This is a genomic window from Aquamicrobium terrae, from assembly GCF_052978165.1.
Genome location: NZ_JBRKLZ010000001.1, coordinates 301,912 through 317,553, shown reverse-complemented (window position 1 = coordinate 317,553; position 15,642 = coordinate 301,912). Strand labels below are relative to the sequence as shown.

17 protein-coding genes, 1 tRNA gene and 1 pseudogene are annotated in these 15,642 nt (G+C 65.1%); 3 read left to right on the top strand and 16 right to left on the bottom strand.

Going from position 1 to position 15,642, the window contains the following annotated elements; genetic code table 11:
* Nucleotides 1-34: 34 nt before the first annotated feature.
* Both ACVCNR_RS01740 and ACVCNR_RS01735 read left to right on the top strand, forming a co-directional pair.
* Nucleotides 35-1,102: a BMP family ABC transporter substrate-binding protein gene (locus tag ACVCNR_RS01740; RefSeq protein WP_354192415.1), complete on the top strand. Its 1,068-nt coding sequence runs from the start codon at nt 35-37 to the stop codon at nt 1,100-1,102.
* Nucleotides 1,103-1,236: 134 nt separating this feature from the next.
* The gene (locus ACVCNR_RS01735) at nt 1,237-1,884 is read left to right on the top strand and encodes a glutathione S-transferase family protein (protein ID WP_354192416.1); all 648 of its coding nucleotides are present in this window, start codon (nt 1,237-1,239) and stop codon (nt 1,882-1,884) included.
* A gap of 6 nt (nt 1,885-1,890) precedes the next feature.
* Here the strand turns inward: ACVCNR_RS01735 and ACVCNR_RS01730 are convergent, their stop codons facing one another.
* A complete protein-coding gene (locus ACVCNR_RS01730; protein WP_354192417.1) occupies nt 1,891-2,538 on the bottom strand; it encodes a TerC family protein in 648 nt (215 codons plus the stop codon).
* 232 nt (nt 2,539-2,770) lie between these two features.
* Between ACVCNR_RS01730 and ACVCNR_RS01725 the strand changes: the two genes are divergently transcribed.
* Nucleotides 2,771-2,860 (top strand) — tRNA-Ser (locus tag ACVCNR_RS01725).
* 576 nt (nt 2,861-3,436) lie between these two features.
* On the opposite strand, the pseudogene ACVCNR_RS01720 reads toward ACVCNR_RS01725, so the two are convergent.
* The 15 genes and pseudogenes from ACVCNR_RS01720 to trbB all read right to left on the bottom strand — a co-directional run.
* A pseudogene (locus ACVCNR_RS01720) lies at nt 3,437-4,471 on the bottom strand (recombinase family protein); the annotation flags it as partial.
* A 2-nt stretch (nt 4,472-4,473) separates the two neighbouring features.
* Nucleotides 4,474-4,863, bottom strand: coding sequence for an HVO_A0114 family putative DNA-binding protein (locus ACVCNR_RS01715; RefSeq protein WP_447073613.1), 390 nt, complete (start codon nt 4,861-4,863; stop codon nt 4,474-4,476).
* On the bottom strand, nt 4,860-5,213 hold the full coding sequence (locus ACVCNR_RS01710; protein WP_447073611.1) for a toxin-antitoxin system TumE family protein: 354 nt from the start codon (nt 5,211-5,213) through the stop codon (nt 4,860-4,862). The genes ACVCNR_RS01715 and ACVCNR_RS01710 overlap by 4 nt, the downstream gene beginning before the upstream one ends.
* Complete coding sequence (locus tag ACVCNR_RS01705) at nt 5,210-5,530, bottom strand: hypothetical protein (RefSeq protein WP_447073610.1); 321 nt, start codon at nt 5,528-5,530, stop codon at nt 5,210-5,212. The genes ACVCNR_RS01710 and ACVCNR_RS01705 overlap by 4 nt, the downstream gene beginning before the upstream one ends.
* A 484-nt stretch (nt 5,531-6,014) precedes the next feature.
* Complete coding sequence (locus ACVCNR_RS01700; protein ID WP_447073609.1) at nt 6,015-6,236, bottom strand: DUF2274 domain-containing protein; 222 nt, start codon at nt 6,234-6,236, stop codon at nt 6,015-6,017.
* Nucleotides 6,237-6,238: 2 nt separating this feature from the next.
* On the bottom strand, nt 6,239-7,375 hold the full coding sequence (locus ACVCNR_RS01695) for a TraB/TrbI/VirB10 family type IV secretion system protein (protein WP_447073608.1): 1,137 nt from the start codon (nt 7,373-7,375) through the stop codon (nt 6,239-6,241).
* Nucleotides 7,372-8,367 (bottom strand): P-type conjugative transfer protein TrbG, encoded by a 996-nt coding sequence (gene trbG / locus ACVCNR_RS01690; protein ID WP_447073607.1) that lies wholly within the window; start codon nt 8,365-8,367, stop codon nt 7,372-7,374. The genes ACVCNR_RS01695 and trbG overlap by 4 nt, the downstream gene beginning before the upstream one ends.
* Entirely contained in the window at nt 8,364-9,053 is a 690-nt protein-coding gene (trbF, locus tag ACVCNR_RS01685) for a conjugal transfer protein TrbF (RefSeq protein ID WP_447073606.1), read from the bottom strand. Before trbF ends, trbG begins: the two co-directional genes overlap by 4 nt.
* Nucleotides 9,050-10,411, bottom strand: a complete 1,362-nt coding sequence (gene trbL / locus ACVCNR_RS01680) for a P-type conjugative transfer protein TrbL (protein ID WP_447073605.1) — start codon at nt 10,409-10,411, stop codon at nt 9,050-9,052. Before trbL ends, trbF begins: the two co-directional genes overlap by 4 nt.
* Before the next feature lie 2 nt (nt 10,412-10,413).
* On the bottom strand, nt 10,414-10,680 hold the full coding sequence (trbK-alt, locus tag ACVCNR_RS01675; protein WP_447073604.1) for a putative entry exclusion protein TrbK-alt: 267 nt from the start codon (nt 10,678-10,680) through the stop codon (nt 10,414-10,416).
* 14 nt (nt 10,681-10,694) lie between these two features.
* On the bottom strand, nt 10,695-11,471 hold the full coding sequence (gene trbJ / locus ACVCNR_RS01670; RefSeq protein WP_447073602.1) for a P-type conjugative transfer protein TrbJ: 777 nt from the start codon (nt 11,469-11,471) through the stop codon (nt 10,695-10,697).
* Nucleotides 11,468-13,960 carry a conjugal transfer protein TrbE gene (gene trbE / locus ACVCNR_RS01665; protein ID WP_447073600.1) on the bottom strand — a complete coding sequence of 831 codons (2,493 nt, stop codon included), beginning with the start codon at nt 13,958-13,960 and terminating at the stop codon, nt 11,468-11,470. Before trbE ends, trbJ begins: the two co-directional genes overlap by 4 nt.
* A gap of 10 nt (nt 13,961-13,970) precedes the next feature.
* The gene (locus tag ACVCNR_RS01660) at nt 13,971-14,252 is read right to left on the bottom strand and encodes a VirB3 family type IV secretion system protein (protein WP_447073599.1); all 282 of its coding nucleotides are present in this window, start codon (nt 14,250-14,252) and stop codon (nt 13,971-13,973) included.
* Entirely contained in the window at nt 14,252-14,584 is a 333-nt protein-coding gene (locus ACVCNR_RS01655; RefSeq protein WP_447073597.1) for a TrbC/VirB2 family type IV secretion system protein, read from the bottom strand. The genes ACVCNR_RS01660 and ACVCNR_RS01655 overlap by 1 nt, the downstream gene beginning before the upstream one ends.
* Nucleotides 14,581-15,561: a P-type conjugative transfer ATPase TrbB gene (gene trbB, locus ACVCNR_RS01650; RefSeq protein WP_447073595.1), complete on the bottom strand. Its 981-nt coding sequence runs from the start codon at nt 15,559-15,561 to the stop codon at nt 14,581-14,583. The genes ACVCNR_RS01655 and trbB overlap by 4 nt, the downstream gene beginning before the upstream one ends.
* Between the last annotated feature and the right edge of the window lie 81 nt (nt 15,562-15,642).

The window sequence follows — 15,642 nt, the reverse complement described above, 5'->3', positions numbered from 1 at the left end:
GAATGAAGTTAAACCTCAGATGGAGAACGTTGTTATGAAAAGAAGACTGATCGGCCTCATGACGGCTGTTGCCGCCCTCGCATTGACCGCACCGGTCCAGGCACAGGAGAAATTCAAAGCCTGCTGGGTCTATGTGGGTTCGATCGGCGATTTCGGCTTCTCGTTCCAGCACGACCAGGGGCGCCTGGAAGTCGAGAAGGAACTCGGCGACAAGGTCGAAACCGCCTATCTGGAAAACGTCGCCGAAGGTCCGGATGCCGGGCGCTCGTTCGAACGACTGGCGCGCGACGGCTGCAAGATCATCTTTGGCACGTCCTTCGGCTTCATGGATGCCGAACTCGAAGTGGCCAGGAAGTTCCCGGATGTGAAGTTCGAGCATGCCACCGGCTTCAAGACCTCCGAGAACATGGGTGTCTACAACATCCGTTTCTACGAAGGTCGCTATGTCAGCGGCCAGATCGCCGCCAAGCAGTCGAAGGCCGGTGTCGCAGGCTACATCGTATCGTTCCCGATCCCCGAAGTGGTCATGGGCATCAACGCCTTCATGCTCGGCGCCCAGTCCGTCAATCCGGACTTCAAGGTGAAGGTCGTGTGGATCAACTCGTGGTTCGATCCGGGCAAGGAGGCCGACGCTGCCAAGGCCCTGTTCGATCAGGGAGCCGACATCATCGTCCAGCACACCGATTCCACAGCTCCGCTCCAGATCGCGCAGGAGCGCGGCCTGCACGGCTTCGGCCAGGCGGCGGACATGGCCAAGTTCGCGCCGAAGGCCCAGCTTACCGCAGCGGTGAACAACTGGGGCCCTTACTATGTCAGCCGGGTGAAGGCCGCCATGGACGGCACCTGGAAGGCCGAAAACCTTTGGGAAGGCTTCAAGGACAACATCATCTACATGGCGCCTTACACCAATGTGCCCGATGAGGTTGCGAAGGAAGCCGAGGCCACCGTGCAGAAGATCAAGGACGGCTGGAACCCCTTCACCGGTCCGATCGCCAAGCAGGACGGCTCGGAATGGCTGAAGGAAGGCGAGGTCGCCGACGACCAGACCCTTCTCGGCATGAACTTCTACGTCAAGGGTATCGACGACAAGCTGCCGCAATAAGCGGCGGCCCTGATAGCATGAGAAGGGCGCCGTCAGGCGCCCTTTTTCATTTGACGCCTGACATGTCTCCTGACAGTGCCGTGTCAGGAGGGAGCTGTTAGCGTGGATTCGCTCATGGTGTTCTGGAGGTTCGGATGCTCACCTTTTATTGCATGCCCTGGTCGCGTTCTTCCGGCGTTTTCTGGTTGCTCGAAGAGATCGGCGCGCCTTACGAGATCGAGTTGATCGACATTCGCGCACCGGGTGGCGTTCCCGAAAGCTATCGGGCCATCCAGCCGAACAAGAAGGTGCCGGCGATAGACCATGACGGCACCGTGGTCACCGAGCGTGCGGCGATCACCATTTATCTGGCCGACGCCTTTCCCGAAGCGGGGCTTGCGCCTGCGATCGGCGACAGCGATCGTGCCGCCTATCTGACACGGCTCGTCTATTGCGATGCCGTGTTTGATCCGGTGATCGCGGCGCGCGCGCAAGGCTGGCATTATGAGGGCGGCAACAGCTTTTCCTTCGGCCTGTTCGAGGACATGGTGGCCAATCTCGAACGGCTTCTGACGGCTCACCCCTATGCGGCGGGCGACAGGTTTACGGCGGCCGACACCCAGCTCGCGTCCGGCATTCATTTCACCATGAACATCCTGAAGGTGCTGCCCGACCTGCAGGTGTTCCAGGACTACCTGGCCCGCGCGATCGACCGCCCGGCCTACCGCAGCTATGCGGCGAAGGAGGCCGAGCTTGCAGGCAGGGTCACGCCGCCACCCCAGTTCCCGCGGAACGAAGGGTAAGGGCCGTCAGCCCAACGCGCCGTTGACATGCGGCCAGACTTCGAGCGCGCCGCGATAGATCATGTCGAGTGCGACATAAAGGATGATGAGCAGGCCGATATAGGCGATCCACCGGTAGCGATGGAGAAGACGCGCGATGAAGGACGCCGCCAGGCCCATCAGCGCGATCGACAGCATGAGGCCGACGATGAGCACGGTGAAATGATCGCGCGCGGCGCCGGCGACGGCGAGCACATTGTCGAGCGACATCGATACGTCCGCGACGACGATCTGGATTGCGGCCTGCATCAACGTCTTGCGAGGTATCTTGCTGGCAGTCGACCGCTGCCCGTCGGAAAGCGCTTCGGTCGCCTCTTCCTCTTCTTCGTGGGAGGTGCGCAATTCCCTCCACATCTTCCAGCACACCCACAGAAGCAGGATACCGCCGACGAGCAGGAGACCGAGGATGGCGAGGAGCTGGACAGTAATCGCTGCAAAGACGATGCGCAGCACCGTGGCCGCCAGCACGCCGATGAGAATGGCTTTCTTGCGCTGGTCCGCCGGCAGGCCCGCAGCGGCGAGGCCGATGACGATGGCATTGTCCCCGGCAAGGACGAGATCGATGAGAATGACCTGGAGGAGCGCAGTAAGGCCAGCCGCGGTAAAGATTTCCATCGCCAGAATGCCGTTTCCGTTTGTGGGGATGCCAGTGGGCGTACGCCCGGCGGCAGGGGCTCGTCAAGGGTTGTCGACGGCCTGAACGTACAACCTGTATGAAGGCTCATTGCCGTTCGTGTTGCAGTGCGCAGGCGGGTAACGGGTGCGGCGAACGCCGGGACGAGTTGACGGCGTGGCATGCTCGGGGCTAAAGCCGTCTCCGTCCGCATCGGCAGATGCAGCGACGCGGGGAGGGATGGCCGAGCGGTTTAAGGCACCGGTCTTGAAAACCGGCGAGGCAGCGATGTCTCCGTGGGTTCGAATCCCACTCCCTCCGCCACTTCGGTATAAAACCGGGAACGCCGATTCCCGCCGTTTTCTCTCCTTTAGTGGCCACAAGCGTTCTCAAGAGGACGCTTTTGCTTCCTTTGAGATAGATCGCGTCGTCCGCGACCTCGACGTGCTGGGCGAACGCCCGGACGTGTTCCCGCCGATAGCCGCCCTTTCCAAGCCGGAGCCGGGTGCGTGCTTCGCTCGCCAGTTCCCGCACGGCTGCCCCTGTGAGGCGCTGGTGGGTGGAGCTTGCGAGCATGGCTTCGATCCGCGTGGCGTCGGCCCGCGCCTGATCCCGAAGCGCCGTGAGGCCCGCAATGCGCTCGCCAAGGGAAGACTCGGCCGGGTCGAGCGAACCGGCTTCAATGGCGTCGTAGAGGCGCTTGAGGCGGTTGTCGGCTTCGGCCGCGCGATGGTTCAACTCGGCGATATGCTGGCTGCGCCGCTCGACGCCTTCCTGCCGGCGATCCAGAAGCGAGGCGAGCACGTCTTCGATTCGCTCGGGGTCGAGCAGCCTTTCCTCGATATGGCTGACCACGATGCGGTCGAGCTTATCCATGGGGATTGCGCGGCCCTTGCAGCCCGTGTCGCCCTGCCGCGCCCGTATCGAGCAGGCATAATAGCGATAGCGGCCGTTCTTCCCGGTGCGCAGCGTCATCGCGCCTCCGCAATTGCCGCAATGGCAAATGCCGGTCAGCAGGTTCGGGCCGCTGACGACGCGCGGCGGCGTCACCTTCGGGTTGTTGACCTTCAAGCGGTTCTGAACGGCCTCGAATATCTCAAGGTCGATCAGCGGCGGCACTGCGACGGTGACGATTTCATCCTCGGGCTTCACTACGCCCTTGTTGGAGCGGCGATTGAAGCGATGCTCGCCGATGTAGGTGCGTCGGGTCAGGACACGGTGAAGCTGGCCGATGCCCCAACGCCCGCCGTTGCGGGTGAACATGCGTTGCTTGTTCAGGTGATTGACGATGTTCTTGACGCCCATCGGGCCGGACGTGCCGTCGCCTTCCGATGCAAGGCGGAAGATCAGCCGCACGGTGTCGGCATGGAGCGGGTCGATCTCCAGCTTCTTCTTCATCTTTGCGCCGCGCTGCTCGGCATCGACAACGCGGTAGCCGATAGGTGGCAGCGAGCCGTTCCAGAAGCCTTGCCGCGCATTCTCCTTCAAGGCCCGCATGACGTGCTTGCCGTTCTCCTTCGACTGGTATTCGTCGAACAGCGCCATGATCTGCCGCATCATGACGTGCATGGGGTCGTCGCCCATTTCCTGCGTGATGGAGACCAGCTTGACGCCGTTCTTGGCGAGCTTCCTGACGTTGAACTCCAGCTCGAAGTGATCGCGGAAGAACCGGCTGAACGAATGGACCACGACAACATCGAAGGGCGCGGGCTTGGACGTGCCGGCCTCGATCATCCGTTGAAACTCGGGGCGGCGGTCATTGGTGGCCGAAGCGCCGGCTTCCACGAAGGTTTCGACAAGCTGGTAGCCGCGTGAGGCGCAATAGGCTTCGCCCTGCTTGCGCTGGTCGGGGATCGACACGTCATGCTCGGCCTGCCGCGTCGTAGAAACACGCAGGTAGAGCGCGGCGCGCAAGGCGACATGGGGACTTTGCATATTCATAGCGCGCTTCCTTTCGCGGCCCGGCGCTCGATCAGCGGCAGTTCCAGCGCCACGCGATCATGCAGCACTTTGGGAACGACCTTCTGGCCCTCGCCGGGGTCCATGCGGACAAGGCCGTAGTTCGCCATCGTCTTGAGGGTTCGGGACAGGCTGGGCTTCGACCGCCCGGTGATCCGCGACAGTTCCTCCAGCGAGCCGGGCGACTGCTCGTCGATGACGCGCAGCAGCTCGCGGTTCCCGCTGGACAGGATTTGCGCGAAGGATTCCGTGGACGTGAACCACACCTTCGGATCGTCCACCGCCGGCTTTTCCTCGCCCTTGACGATCCGCATGGTGCGGGCCTTCATTTCTTCATAGTCGGCAATCCCGACTTTCAATGTGGTCATGTTACGCCTCGCTCCTTCATCACCGCGTCCACCACCTGCCAGAAGTCGGCCAGCAGCGTGGCCGCGTCCTCGTAGGCGTAGGGCTTCACGGTCTGGAGGCGGTGCCGATGGTCCATCGGCTCGCCCCTCCTGCCTCGGCCGACCGGATGGGCGTTATCGAAGCCGACCAGCCGTTCGCCCGAAGGCCCGTGAAGCGTGAGCGAGTAATCGAGGCCATGCGGCTTCTCCGGCGATGCCGGAACGCGGGTGACAACAAATTTCACCCAATGGCCGCCCTCGGGATCGACAACGAGCACCTGTCCGTCGAGGTCCAGAAGCGTGTCGAGGCTCGGGTCACGATCCTCGCTCATGGCTTACTGTTACCATCTGTTGTTAATGGCGGCAAGCCCTGATTGTCGGGATCGTCGATTGGGCCGAACAGCCGGTCGAGCACGTCGCCGAAATACCGCTCGAAGATTTGCAGTTCTTCCTCGGTGATCGGCACCTTCTCGGGCCAGTCGTCGAAGACAGGCAACGACTCCACATCGACGATGCGAAGCGGCGACCTGCGGCGCTCCCGGCCGTCCGGCGTAGGTTCGTCGGCATAGTCGAAAAGGTCGTCGGGAAGTGTCTCGGGGACCGGCTGTCGCGGTCGCCCTTTGCGGGCGCGACGGCGCTCTGCGCACATGGAATCCTCCTTGGCTCGGTGTGGATTCCGGGGCGCTCTAAGCCCCGGAATTAGGCGAACCATGGAGGGCAGTCGGCGGCCTGTAGCGTGCCGCATTTGCGCCTATGCGCTGGCGGCACCCCTGCCATTGAGGCGACTCACGATGCGTCTTGTCTCAACGCTCGTCGCAATCCATATAAATACGGGTGAGTGTTTAGCCTGACAGGTCTGGTGGGTTGGGGTTCGATTCCCCTTCATGTTCTCTGTCTCGGTGCCCTTCTAACCTTCATTACCCTTTGGGTAATGGCTTATGCCGTTGAACTACTGTCAGCGTCGAATGGAAAGGAGAACCGCATGGAAACAGAAACTGCCTTTAAGACTGAGCAACCCAAACTAAAACTGGCTTCGGCCATCAATACAATTTGGGCCATCGGGACAGGCGCATGGTCTGGTGCGGCCCTGTCAGGCTAAACACTCACTTTCCTATCAGTCGCTGAGAAATCGCCTATCCCGTTGTTCGTCGCGCCTTCGCGAAACCGCGATCCGTGGCGATGAACCGCTCCAGCATGGGCACGATCAGCCTGACGGGATCGGCGGCGGGCTGGCCGCTCTCGCGGGCCAGCACCTCGGCATAGGCGACCAGATCGCGGTGGAGTGGCGCGGGCAGCTCTATCGTGATCTTCACGGGTTTGTCGTCGGGCAACGGGCCAAGTTTCAGCTTGGTCATGGTCAACCTCCTGCCGGCTCGAACACCAGGTCGCGCGTGACGATGATCCTGACCGGGAAGCCGGGCCGGATGGTCAGCGTGGGCGCGACCTGCAACTGGCGCTGGACGATCTGCTGGCCGGCCTGATTGACGGTATCCTGCGCCCCGTCGCGAATGGCGCGGATCAGCCGGTCCTCGTCGCTGGTCGCCAGCTCCGATCCTACCGCGAGCAGCGTGGACAGCCCTGCGGCCTTCATCAGATCCCACCAATGATAATCGACGCCATCCTCAAGGCCGGCATAGCCACTGGCGTCCGCGCCCGGCAGGCGCTCCAGAACGATGGAGCGGCCGCCCGGCAGGATCAGGCGATTCCAGACCAGCAACACGCGGCGCTGGCCGAAGGTCACGCCATCATCGTATTGGCCGATGATGCGCGTGCCCTGCGGGATCAGGAGCAGGCTGCCGGTCGGGCTGTCATAGACGTTCTCGGTGACTTGCGCGGTGATCTGGCCCGGAAGGTCGGAACGGATGCCGGTAATCAACGCAGCGGGGATCACGGCCCCAGCCTGAAGGATGTAGGGCGAGGCTGGCGGCGTGACGCGATCCGGGGCGACGGTCTGCCGGTCCACGGGTCCATTGAGAAACGCCGTATGCCGGTCCTGCGTCGCGGGCTGTCCGCCGAGGCCGAGTCCTGCAAGGCCGGGCATGGCCGTCCCTGCCGGCGCTCCCGTGCGCGGGCCGGACTGGAAAAACACATTGCTCAAGCGCGCAGCTTCTTCCTCGGCGCGGCGACGTTCCTCTGCGGGATCGACAGCGGGCGTCGCCATGACGGGTGGCGCGACGGGCTGTCCTCTGTTCTGCGCGTCGAGAATGGGACGGCCGAGGTCGCCGGGCAGCGCGGGGCCGAGCACCGGGCCGGAATAGTCGCGCGGCAGGCCGGCAAGACCGTCTGCCGTGGGCCGGTTCTCGGTCGAATAGAGTTCTTCGCTACCCTGTCCCCCGTCGCGGGTCTGGAGCGCATAGATCAGCGCGCCGCCGATGCCGAGAAGTGCGACGGCTCCGACGCCCGCCAGCATCTTGCGGGACAGGCGGGTGACGCGCGGCGGTTCGGCGCGCAGCCGCATGGTCGGAGCAGTCTCGGCGATAGTGTTGTCGGTCATGACGGGGAGCCTCCAGTCACGCTGGCGGGCTGCGCGTCTGCCGCCTGCGTCGGGTTGATGCGGACGATCCTGACGACCTGCTGTCGGTTGCCGCTGCCAAGACGCAGTTCGGCCGCGCCGAACAGGCGGTCCACGATCAGGATGTTCTGGTGGATGCGGGAATTGACGATCTGCGGCTCGCCATCGGAGCCGAGCACGAAGATCGGCGGCATCTCGCCCTGCACGATGCCGGCCGGAAAGACGACATAGACGCGCCGTCCATCGTCGAAGACGGAAATGGGCCGCCATGGCGGGCTGTCTCCGGTCAGGCCGTAGCGATAGTTCCGCGCAGCCTCGGCCGGGATGATCGGCGCGGCCGGGACCGTCTGGCGCTGGCCTGCCGGCGGCGCGGGATAGGCCCATGCCACGGCGGGCATATAGAGGGCTTCACGGGCGCGCAGCTCGATCATGTAGGTGCGCCGGTCGGTGGTCACGACAAGGTTGGTGGAAATGTCCGGGCGCGTCGGCTTCACGAGGATATGGACGCGACGGCTGGCACCGCTGCCGCTCTCGGTGTCGCCGATGATCCAGCGGGCGGTGTCGCCTGCCGCGATCGGCCCCGCGCCGGTCAGGCTTTCCCCCGGCTCTAGCGCGATGGTCGTGATCTGCCCGACTGCGGCGTAGACCTGATAGAGCGCGCCTTCGCTCCACGGGAAAACCTGTATGGCGTTGTAATAGCCTTCGCGGCGCGGCTCGACGCGGGCGGCAGCATTGGCGTTCTCGACGCGGCCGGTCGGTGTGCCGGCAGCCTCGCCGCCCCGCGCTACGGTCCACGCGGGGGGCACATGCAACGGCCGGGGCGTGTCGTTTGTGACGGCCGCCTGCACGGTCGGCAGCGGCGGCACGCTGTCGTCATAGCTCCATTGCTGCGCGCGGTTGGTGGCGCAGCCGGCCAGCATGGTCGCCGAAAGCAGCATAGCCGCAACGGTGGGCGTGCGGGTGATCGTCCTCATTGGCTCATCTCCCGCGACCATGAAATCGCATTGACGTAGATGCCGAGCGGATTGGCGCGCAGCCGTTCGGCATCGCGCGGGGTCTGGATCACGATGGTCAGGATCGCGGTCCATCGCTCCGTGGTCGAAAGCTGGCCGTTCTCGAAATGGCGTTCGGTCCACGCGACGCGGAAGCTGTTCGGCGATGCGCGGATGACGCTCGACACCTCGACGGCGACCTGCTGACGGCCGACCTTGGCGAAGGGATCATTGGCGCGGGCGTAATCGTTGAGCGCCGCCGCGCCGCGATCCGTGGTCCACTCATAGGCGCGAAGCCAGTTCTGGCGGACGATGATGGCGTCGGCCGGGATCGCGCGCACCTGCTCGATGAAGCGGCCGAGATGGAACGCGATCTGCGGATCGGTCGGGCGATAGTCGGCGTTGGCAGGGGCGACGGTCTGCGCCTGACCGAGATTGTCCACCTGAACAACCCACGGCACCACGGTCCCGCGCGCAGACTGCCAGACCAGCGCCGAGGCGAAGCCCGCCGACAGGATCAGCGAGCCGAAGGCCATGAGCCGCCAGTTTTTTGCCTGCACGCGGGCCGACCCGATGCGCTCGTCCCATGCCTGCGCGGCCTTCTGATAGGGCGTCTCGGGTTCTGGCGATTTGCCGTAATGGGTTGCTGGTCGTTTGAAGATGCTCATGAGCGGTCACTTTCGGAAAGGTTGATGGAGGAACCGGAGCCGTGGCTGTCGCCGGAGCGGACGGCATGGGCGGTCATGGTGGTGCCGTGGTTCATGGCTTGCGAGCGCCGCATCCGCTGCGCCCATGCGGGAGGGCTGCCGGCCGGGCCGGATGCTGCGGTGACAGGATCGGCGCTCGCGCCGCCGACCGTGCCTGCCGTGGAAGAACCGCCGGTCACGCCAAAGGCCGCGCGTGCGCCACCGGAAAAGCTGGATTTGACGGATTCGGTGGTTTTGGAGACGGCGCGCTTCAAGGGAGAGACGGCGGCCGATCCTGCGGCGCGTGCAACACCGCCAAGACCGGAAGCGACACCGGCCGCGCCGGACTGGCCGAGCGCGCCGACGCTATAGGCAGCGGTCGCCGCGCCCGCGGTGGCCGCACCGCCGCGGACGGCCGCGGCTCCACCGGACAGCGCGGCAGCACCACCTTTGGCGGCAAGCATGGCCCCGCCGCCAGCGGCGACGCCTACACCTGCGACCGCAAGCCCGGTTCCTACGGCCGCGCCCGCGCCGAGTTGCGGGCCGCCCGACACGATGCCATTGGCGATGCCGGGGCCGAAAATGCCGAGGCCGAGCAGCGATAGCGCGGCGAGCACAATCGCCATGGCGTCGTCGATGGTCGGGGTCGCCCCGCCGAAACCGGCCGTGAATTGCGAAAACAAGGTGCTGCCGATGCCGATGATGACGGCGAGAACCAGAACCTTGATGCCGGACGACACCACGTTGCCCAAGACCTTCTCGGCCATGAACGCGGTCTTGCCGAACAGGCCGAACGGGATCAGCACGAAGCCGGCAAGCGTGGTCAGCTTGAACTCGATCAACGTCACGAAGAGCTGGATGGCGAGGATGAAGAAGGCCAGCACGACCAGCGCCCATGCGAACAGCAGGCACGCGATCTGGATGAAGTTCTCGAAGAAGGCGATCCAGCCCATCAGGTCGGAAATGGAATCGAGCAGCGGCCGGCCGGCGTCGAGGCCGGTCTGCGCCACGCGACCCGGCCGCATCAGGTCGGCAACGGAAAAGCTCGTTCCCGATGCCATAAGGCCGAGACCGGCAAAGCTCTCGAAGACGATCCGGGCCAGATTGTTCCAATTGCCGATGATGTAGGCGAAGACGCCGATGAACAGCGTCTTTTTGACTAGCCGGGCGATGATGTCGTCATCCGCACCCCATGCCCAAAACAGCGCGGCAAGCGTCACGTCGATGACGATGAGCGTCGTGGCGATGAAGGCGACCTCGCCGCCGAGCAGCCCGAAACCGCTGTCGATGTAGGAGGTGAAGACCCCAAGGAAATTGTCGATGACGCCCGTGTTGCCCATGGTCAGCGCGCCTCGCTGCGATCACGGCCGAGGAAGCGGTCGCGGGATTCAGCCCATGCGGCGAGGCAGTCGGCATCGCTGGCGGCGACCTCGCCGAGCTGCTGACAACGGCGCAGGCTATCGCGCAGGGGATCGGCCGGCGGCTGGAGGGCCGGCGCGGCGGGCGGCGCGGAAGCTTCGTCCTTCCGCGCCATGTCGATTGCGGTCACTGTCAAGGCAATCGCGACGAACACCACGGCCCCGAGCCGGGCCAGCATCTTGCCGTCCATGGCGAGCCTCCGGATCAGTTGTTGCCGTTGTTGAACATCTGCGCGTTGCCGGGCTGGTATCCGCTGCCCGGCGTCAGGAACCGCTCGCGCTGGATGCGGCCCTGTTCGGCGGCGGTCGCGCGCTCCGCTTCTGTCAGCGCATCGGCGCGGCCATTTGCCGAGATGACCGCGATCAGGTCGGAAAGCTGCTGCGACTGGAGGGCGAGAAGCTGGTTGCCGGCCTGCGTGGCTTGCAGCGCGCCGGTCGCGCCTTGGCTCTGGCCGACCAATTCGACCATCTCGGCGCGGTTGCTGTCGATGTTGCCAACGGCCCCCGCCTGCACACGCATGGCGTCCTGCAGGCCGCCGACCGTGTTCTCCCAACGGCTGCGCGCATCAGCGACAAGCTGGGTGTCGCTCGCCGAAAGCGAGACATTGCCGTATTGCTTCTGGAACGCTTGGTCGATCTGGCCGACCTCGAACGCAAGATTTTGGGCCTGCCCGAGAAGCTGCTGCGTGCGCTGGACGTTCTGCTGGAGCTGCTGGAGCGAGGAATATGGCAGGCTCGCCAGATTGCGGGCCTGATTGATGAGCATCGTCGCCTCGTTCTGGAGGCTCTGAATCTGGTTGTTGATCTGCTCCAGCGTGCGCGCGGCCGTAAGCACGTTCTCGGCATAGTTGGAGGGATCGAAGACGATCCGGCCGAAGCCGAATTGCGCATGGGCCGGGCTTGCCAGCATGGGCGAAAGCGCGACTGGCACGGCGAGCGCCAGCGCGAGGGCCGAAGCCCCGACGATCTTGGGATAGGTCATGGAAGAATCTCCTGTGTGGGGTGGGTATCGAGCCGGGCCGACGCGGCGGATTCCGGCCGGTCGGCAAGATTGGTGAGGTTCGGGATCAGGTCGGCCGCCCAATCGACGCCGCGCTCGCGCAGCCACGCGGCGAGGAAGCCGTCGCGGCCGGCCTCAGTGACGATCTGCGCAATGAGGGTCTGGTCGGATTTGGCGGATGCGGCGCAGAGCGCGAGGCCGACTTCGGACAGGCCAAGCTCGAACAGGCGATTGCCCCTGCGGCTTTGGCAGTAATAATCCCGCTTGGGCGTGGCCCGTGCGAGGATTTCGATCTGCCTGTCATTGAGTCCGAAGCGGCGATAGATGGCCGTGATCTGCGGTTCTATAGCCCGCTCGTTCGGCAGCAGGAGCCGCGTCGGGCAGCTCTCGATAATGGCCGGCGCGATGTTGCTGCCGTCGATGTCGGACAGGCTTTGCGTGGCGAAGATGACCGATGCGTTTTTCTTGCGCAGCGTTTTCAGCCATTCGCGGAGTTGGCCGGCGAACCCTTCGTCGTCCAGCGCAAGCCAACCCTCGTCGATGATGAGCAGCGTGGGGCGGCCGTCGAGCCGGTCGCCGATGCGGTGGAACAGGTAGGACAGGACGGCCGGGGCTGCGTCGGTCCCGACAAGCCCCTCGATCTCGAACGCCTGCACGTCCGCCGAGCCGAGGTGTTCGTCTTCGGCGTCGAGCAGCCGGCCATAGGCCCCGCCGACGCAGAACGGCCGGAGCGCCTGTTTCAGATCGTTGGATTGCAACAGCACGGCAAGGCCGGTGATGGTGCGTTCCTCGACCGGCGCGGAAGCGAGCGAAGTCAGCGCCGTCCAAAGGTGTTCTTTTACCTCTGGCGTAATCGCCAGCCCCTCGCGCATGAGGATGGCGGCAATCCAGTCCGCCGCCCATGCGCGTTCATAGGTGTCGTGGATGCGGGCAAGCGGCTGGAGCGAAACGGACGCCTCGGCCCCATCGGTCAACCCACCGCCGAGGTCGTGCCAGTCGCCGCCCATGGCGAGCGATGCGGCGCGGATCGAACCGCCGAAGTCGAAGGCGAAGACCTGCGATCCCGCATAGCGACGGAACTGCAAGGCCATGAGGGCGAGCAACACGCTCTTACCCGCCCCCGTGGGGCCGACGACAAGGGTGTGGCCTACGTCGCCGACATGAAGACTTAGCCGGAACGGGGTTGAGCCTTCGGTCTTTCCAAAGAGCAAAGGGGGCGCACCGAAATGCTCGTCCCGTTCCGGCCCCGCCCACACCGCCGACAGCGGGATCATGTGGGCGAGATTCAATGTGCTGATGGGTGACTGGCGGACATTCGCGTAGGCGTGGCCGGGCAGGCTGCCGAGCCATGCGTCAACCGCGTTGACGCTCTCGGGCATGGCGGTGAAGTCGCGGCCCTGAACGATCTTCTCGACCAGGCGCAGCTTCTCTTGCGCCACGCGCGGGTCGGCATCCCATACGGTGACGGTCGCCGTGACGTAGGCCATGCCCGCCACCTCCGCGCCGAGTTCCTGTAACGCCATGTCGGCGTCGAGCGCCTTGTTCGCTGCGTCGGTGTCCACGAGGACGGATTGCTCGTTGGTCATCACCTCTTTCAGAATCGCGGCGATGCTTTTGCGCTTGGCGAACCATTGGCGGCGGATGCGGGTCAGCAGCCGCGTGGCGTCGGTCTTGTCGAGCAGGATCGCGCGCGTGCTCCAGCGATATGGAAACGGCAGCCGGTTCATCTCGTCGAGCAGGCCGGGCGTCGTCGCGGTGGGGAATCCCACGATGGTAAGGACGCGCAGGTGTGCATCGCCAAGGCGCGGCTCCAGCCCGCCGGTCAACGGCTGGTCGGCGAGCAGCGCGTCGAGGTGCATCGGCACCTCTGGCACACACACGCGATGCCGGCTGGTCGAGACGGTGGAATGGAGATAGGTCAGCGTCGCGCCGTCATCCATCCAACGGCACTCGGGCATGAAGCCGTCGAGCAAGGCCAGCACGCGGTCGGTGCGGTCGATGAAGCCGCGCAGCAGCTCCCACGGGTCCACGCCGGCTTTATCGCGGCCCTCGTAGAGCCATGCCTCAGTGCGCGCGGCTTCCTCGGCCGGGGGCAGCCAGAGGAAGGTGAGGAAGTAGCCGGACACGAAATGCGCGTCCGCTTCCTCGAAACCGGCTTTGCGCTCTGCATCGACCAGCGCCGATGCGGGATCGGGAAAGGTGCTGTCGGGATAGGTCGCGGCCTCGCTGCGCTGCGCCTCGACAAAGACGCTCCAGCCGGAGCCGAGGCGGCGCACGGCGTTGTTGATGCGGCCGGCGACGGCGACCAGCTCGGCGGCGACGGCGGAATCCAGATCGGGACCGCGAAACTTCGCGGTGCGCTGGAAACTCCCATCCTTGTTCAAGACGACGCCGGAGCCGATCAATGCGGCCCATGGCAGATAGTCGGCGAGCCGGGTGGCGGTGCGGCGGTATTCGGCAAGGTTCATCATGGCCGCGCCCTCACACTGACAGAAAAGCCGGGATGCGGAGATGCCGCCGCCCGACCTCAACGAATTGGGGATCGCGCTTCGCCGCCCACACGGCCGCGAAATGGCCGATGGCCCATATGGCGAGGCCGACCAGCCAGAGGCGCAGGCCGAGGCCCACGGCCCCGGCCAGCGTTCCGTTCATAATGGCGATGGCGCGCGGTGCGCCGCCGAGCAGAATATGCTCGGTCAGCGCCCGGTGGACCGGGATCGTGAATCCCGGCACCGCGTCGAGTTGTTCGAGACCGCCCGCCATCAGATGAGCGCCCCGCCGCCGAACGAGAAGAACGACAGAAAGAAGCTCGACGCCGCGAACGCGATGGACAGGCCGAACACAATCTGGATCAGCTTGCGAAAGCCGCCGCCCGTATCGCCGAAGGCCAAAGTCAGGCCGGTCACGATGATGATGATGACGGCGATGATCTTGGCGACCGGCCCCTCGATGGACTGGAGGATTTGCTGCAAGGGCTGTTCCCACGGCATCGACGAACCGGACGCATGGGCGGCCGGTGCGAGCATGAAACTGATGGCAAAGGCGGATGCGGCGGTCGCGGCGAAGCGATAGCCGCGCGTAAGGGCGCGGATCATGAAGATTCTCCTGTGTTGGGGTTGGCAGGGGTGATGCGGTAGTCGCCGTCTGGACCGAGACCTTCGACGCGGGCGAGTTCGACCAGCCGGCGCGCGGAACCGCGCCCGGAAAGAACGGCAACAAGGTTGATGGTCTCGGCGATCAGCGCGCGCGGGACGGTGACGACAGCCTCTTGAATGAGTTGTTCGAGGCGGCGCAGCGCGCCAATGCCGGTGCCGGCATGAATGGTGCCGATGCCGCCCGGATGGCCGGTGCCCCACGCTTTCAGAAGATCGAGGGCTTCGGGGCCGCGCACCTCGCCGATGGGGATGCGATCCGGGCGCAGGCGCAGAGAGGAACGGACCAGATCGGAAAGCGTCGCCACGCCGTCTTTCGTCCGCATGGCGACAAGGTTGGGCGCGGCGCATTGCAGTTCGCGCGTGTCCTCGATGATGACGACACGATCCGCCGTCTTCGCCACCTCGGCGAGCAGCGCGTTGGTCAGCGTGGTCTTGCCGGTGCTGGTTCCACCCGCCACGAGGATGTTGGCGCGGGAAGAAACGGTTTCGCGCAACGTCGCTGCCTGATCGGCGGACATGATGCCCGCCGCCACATAGTCGTCGAGCGTGAACACCGCGACGGCGGGCTTGCGAATGGCGAAGGCCGGCGCGGCGACCACGGGCGGCAGCAGGCCCTCGAACCGCTCGCCGCTCTCGGGCAGCTCGGCCGAGACGCGCGGGCTGCGGGCATGAACCTCTGCGCCGACATGATGCGCGACCAGCCGCACGATGCGTTCGCCATCGGCGGCGGACAGGCGCTCGCCCGTGTCGGAAAGCCCTTCGGATAGCCGATCCACCCAAAGGCGGCCGTCCGGGTTCAGCATCACCTCGACCACGGCCGGGTCTTCGAGCAGCCGGGCAATGGCTGGGCCGAGCGCGGTGCGCAACATGCGTGCGCCGCGCTGGATCGCTTCCTGTCTGTGGTGGTTGGTGGTCATGTCGGCCCCGGCTTCTGGCGGGGCGCAACAGGCGGTCCCCGGATCGGGGTCGATTAAGAAAGCCCGGAATTGGGCCGGTTC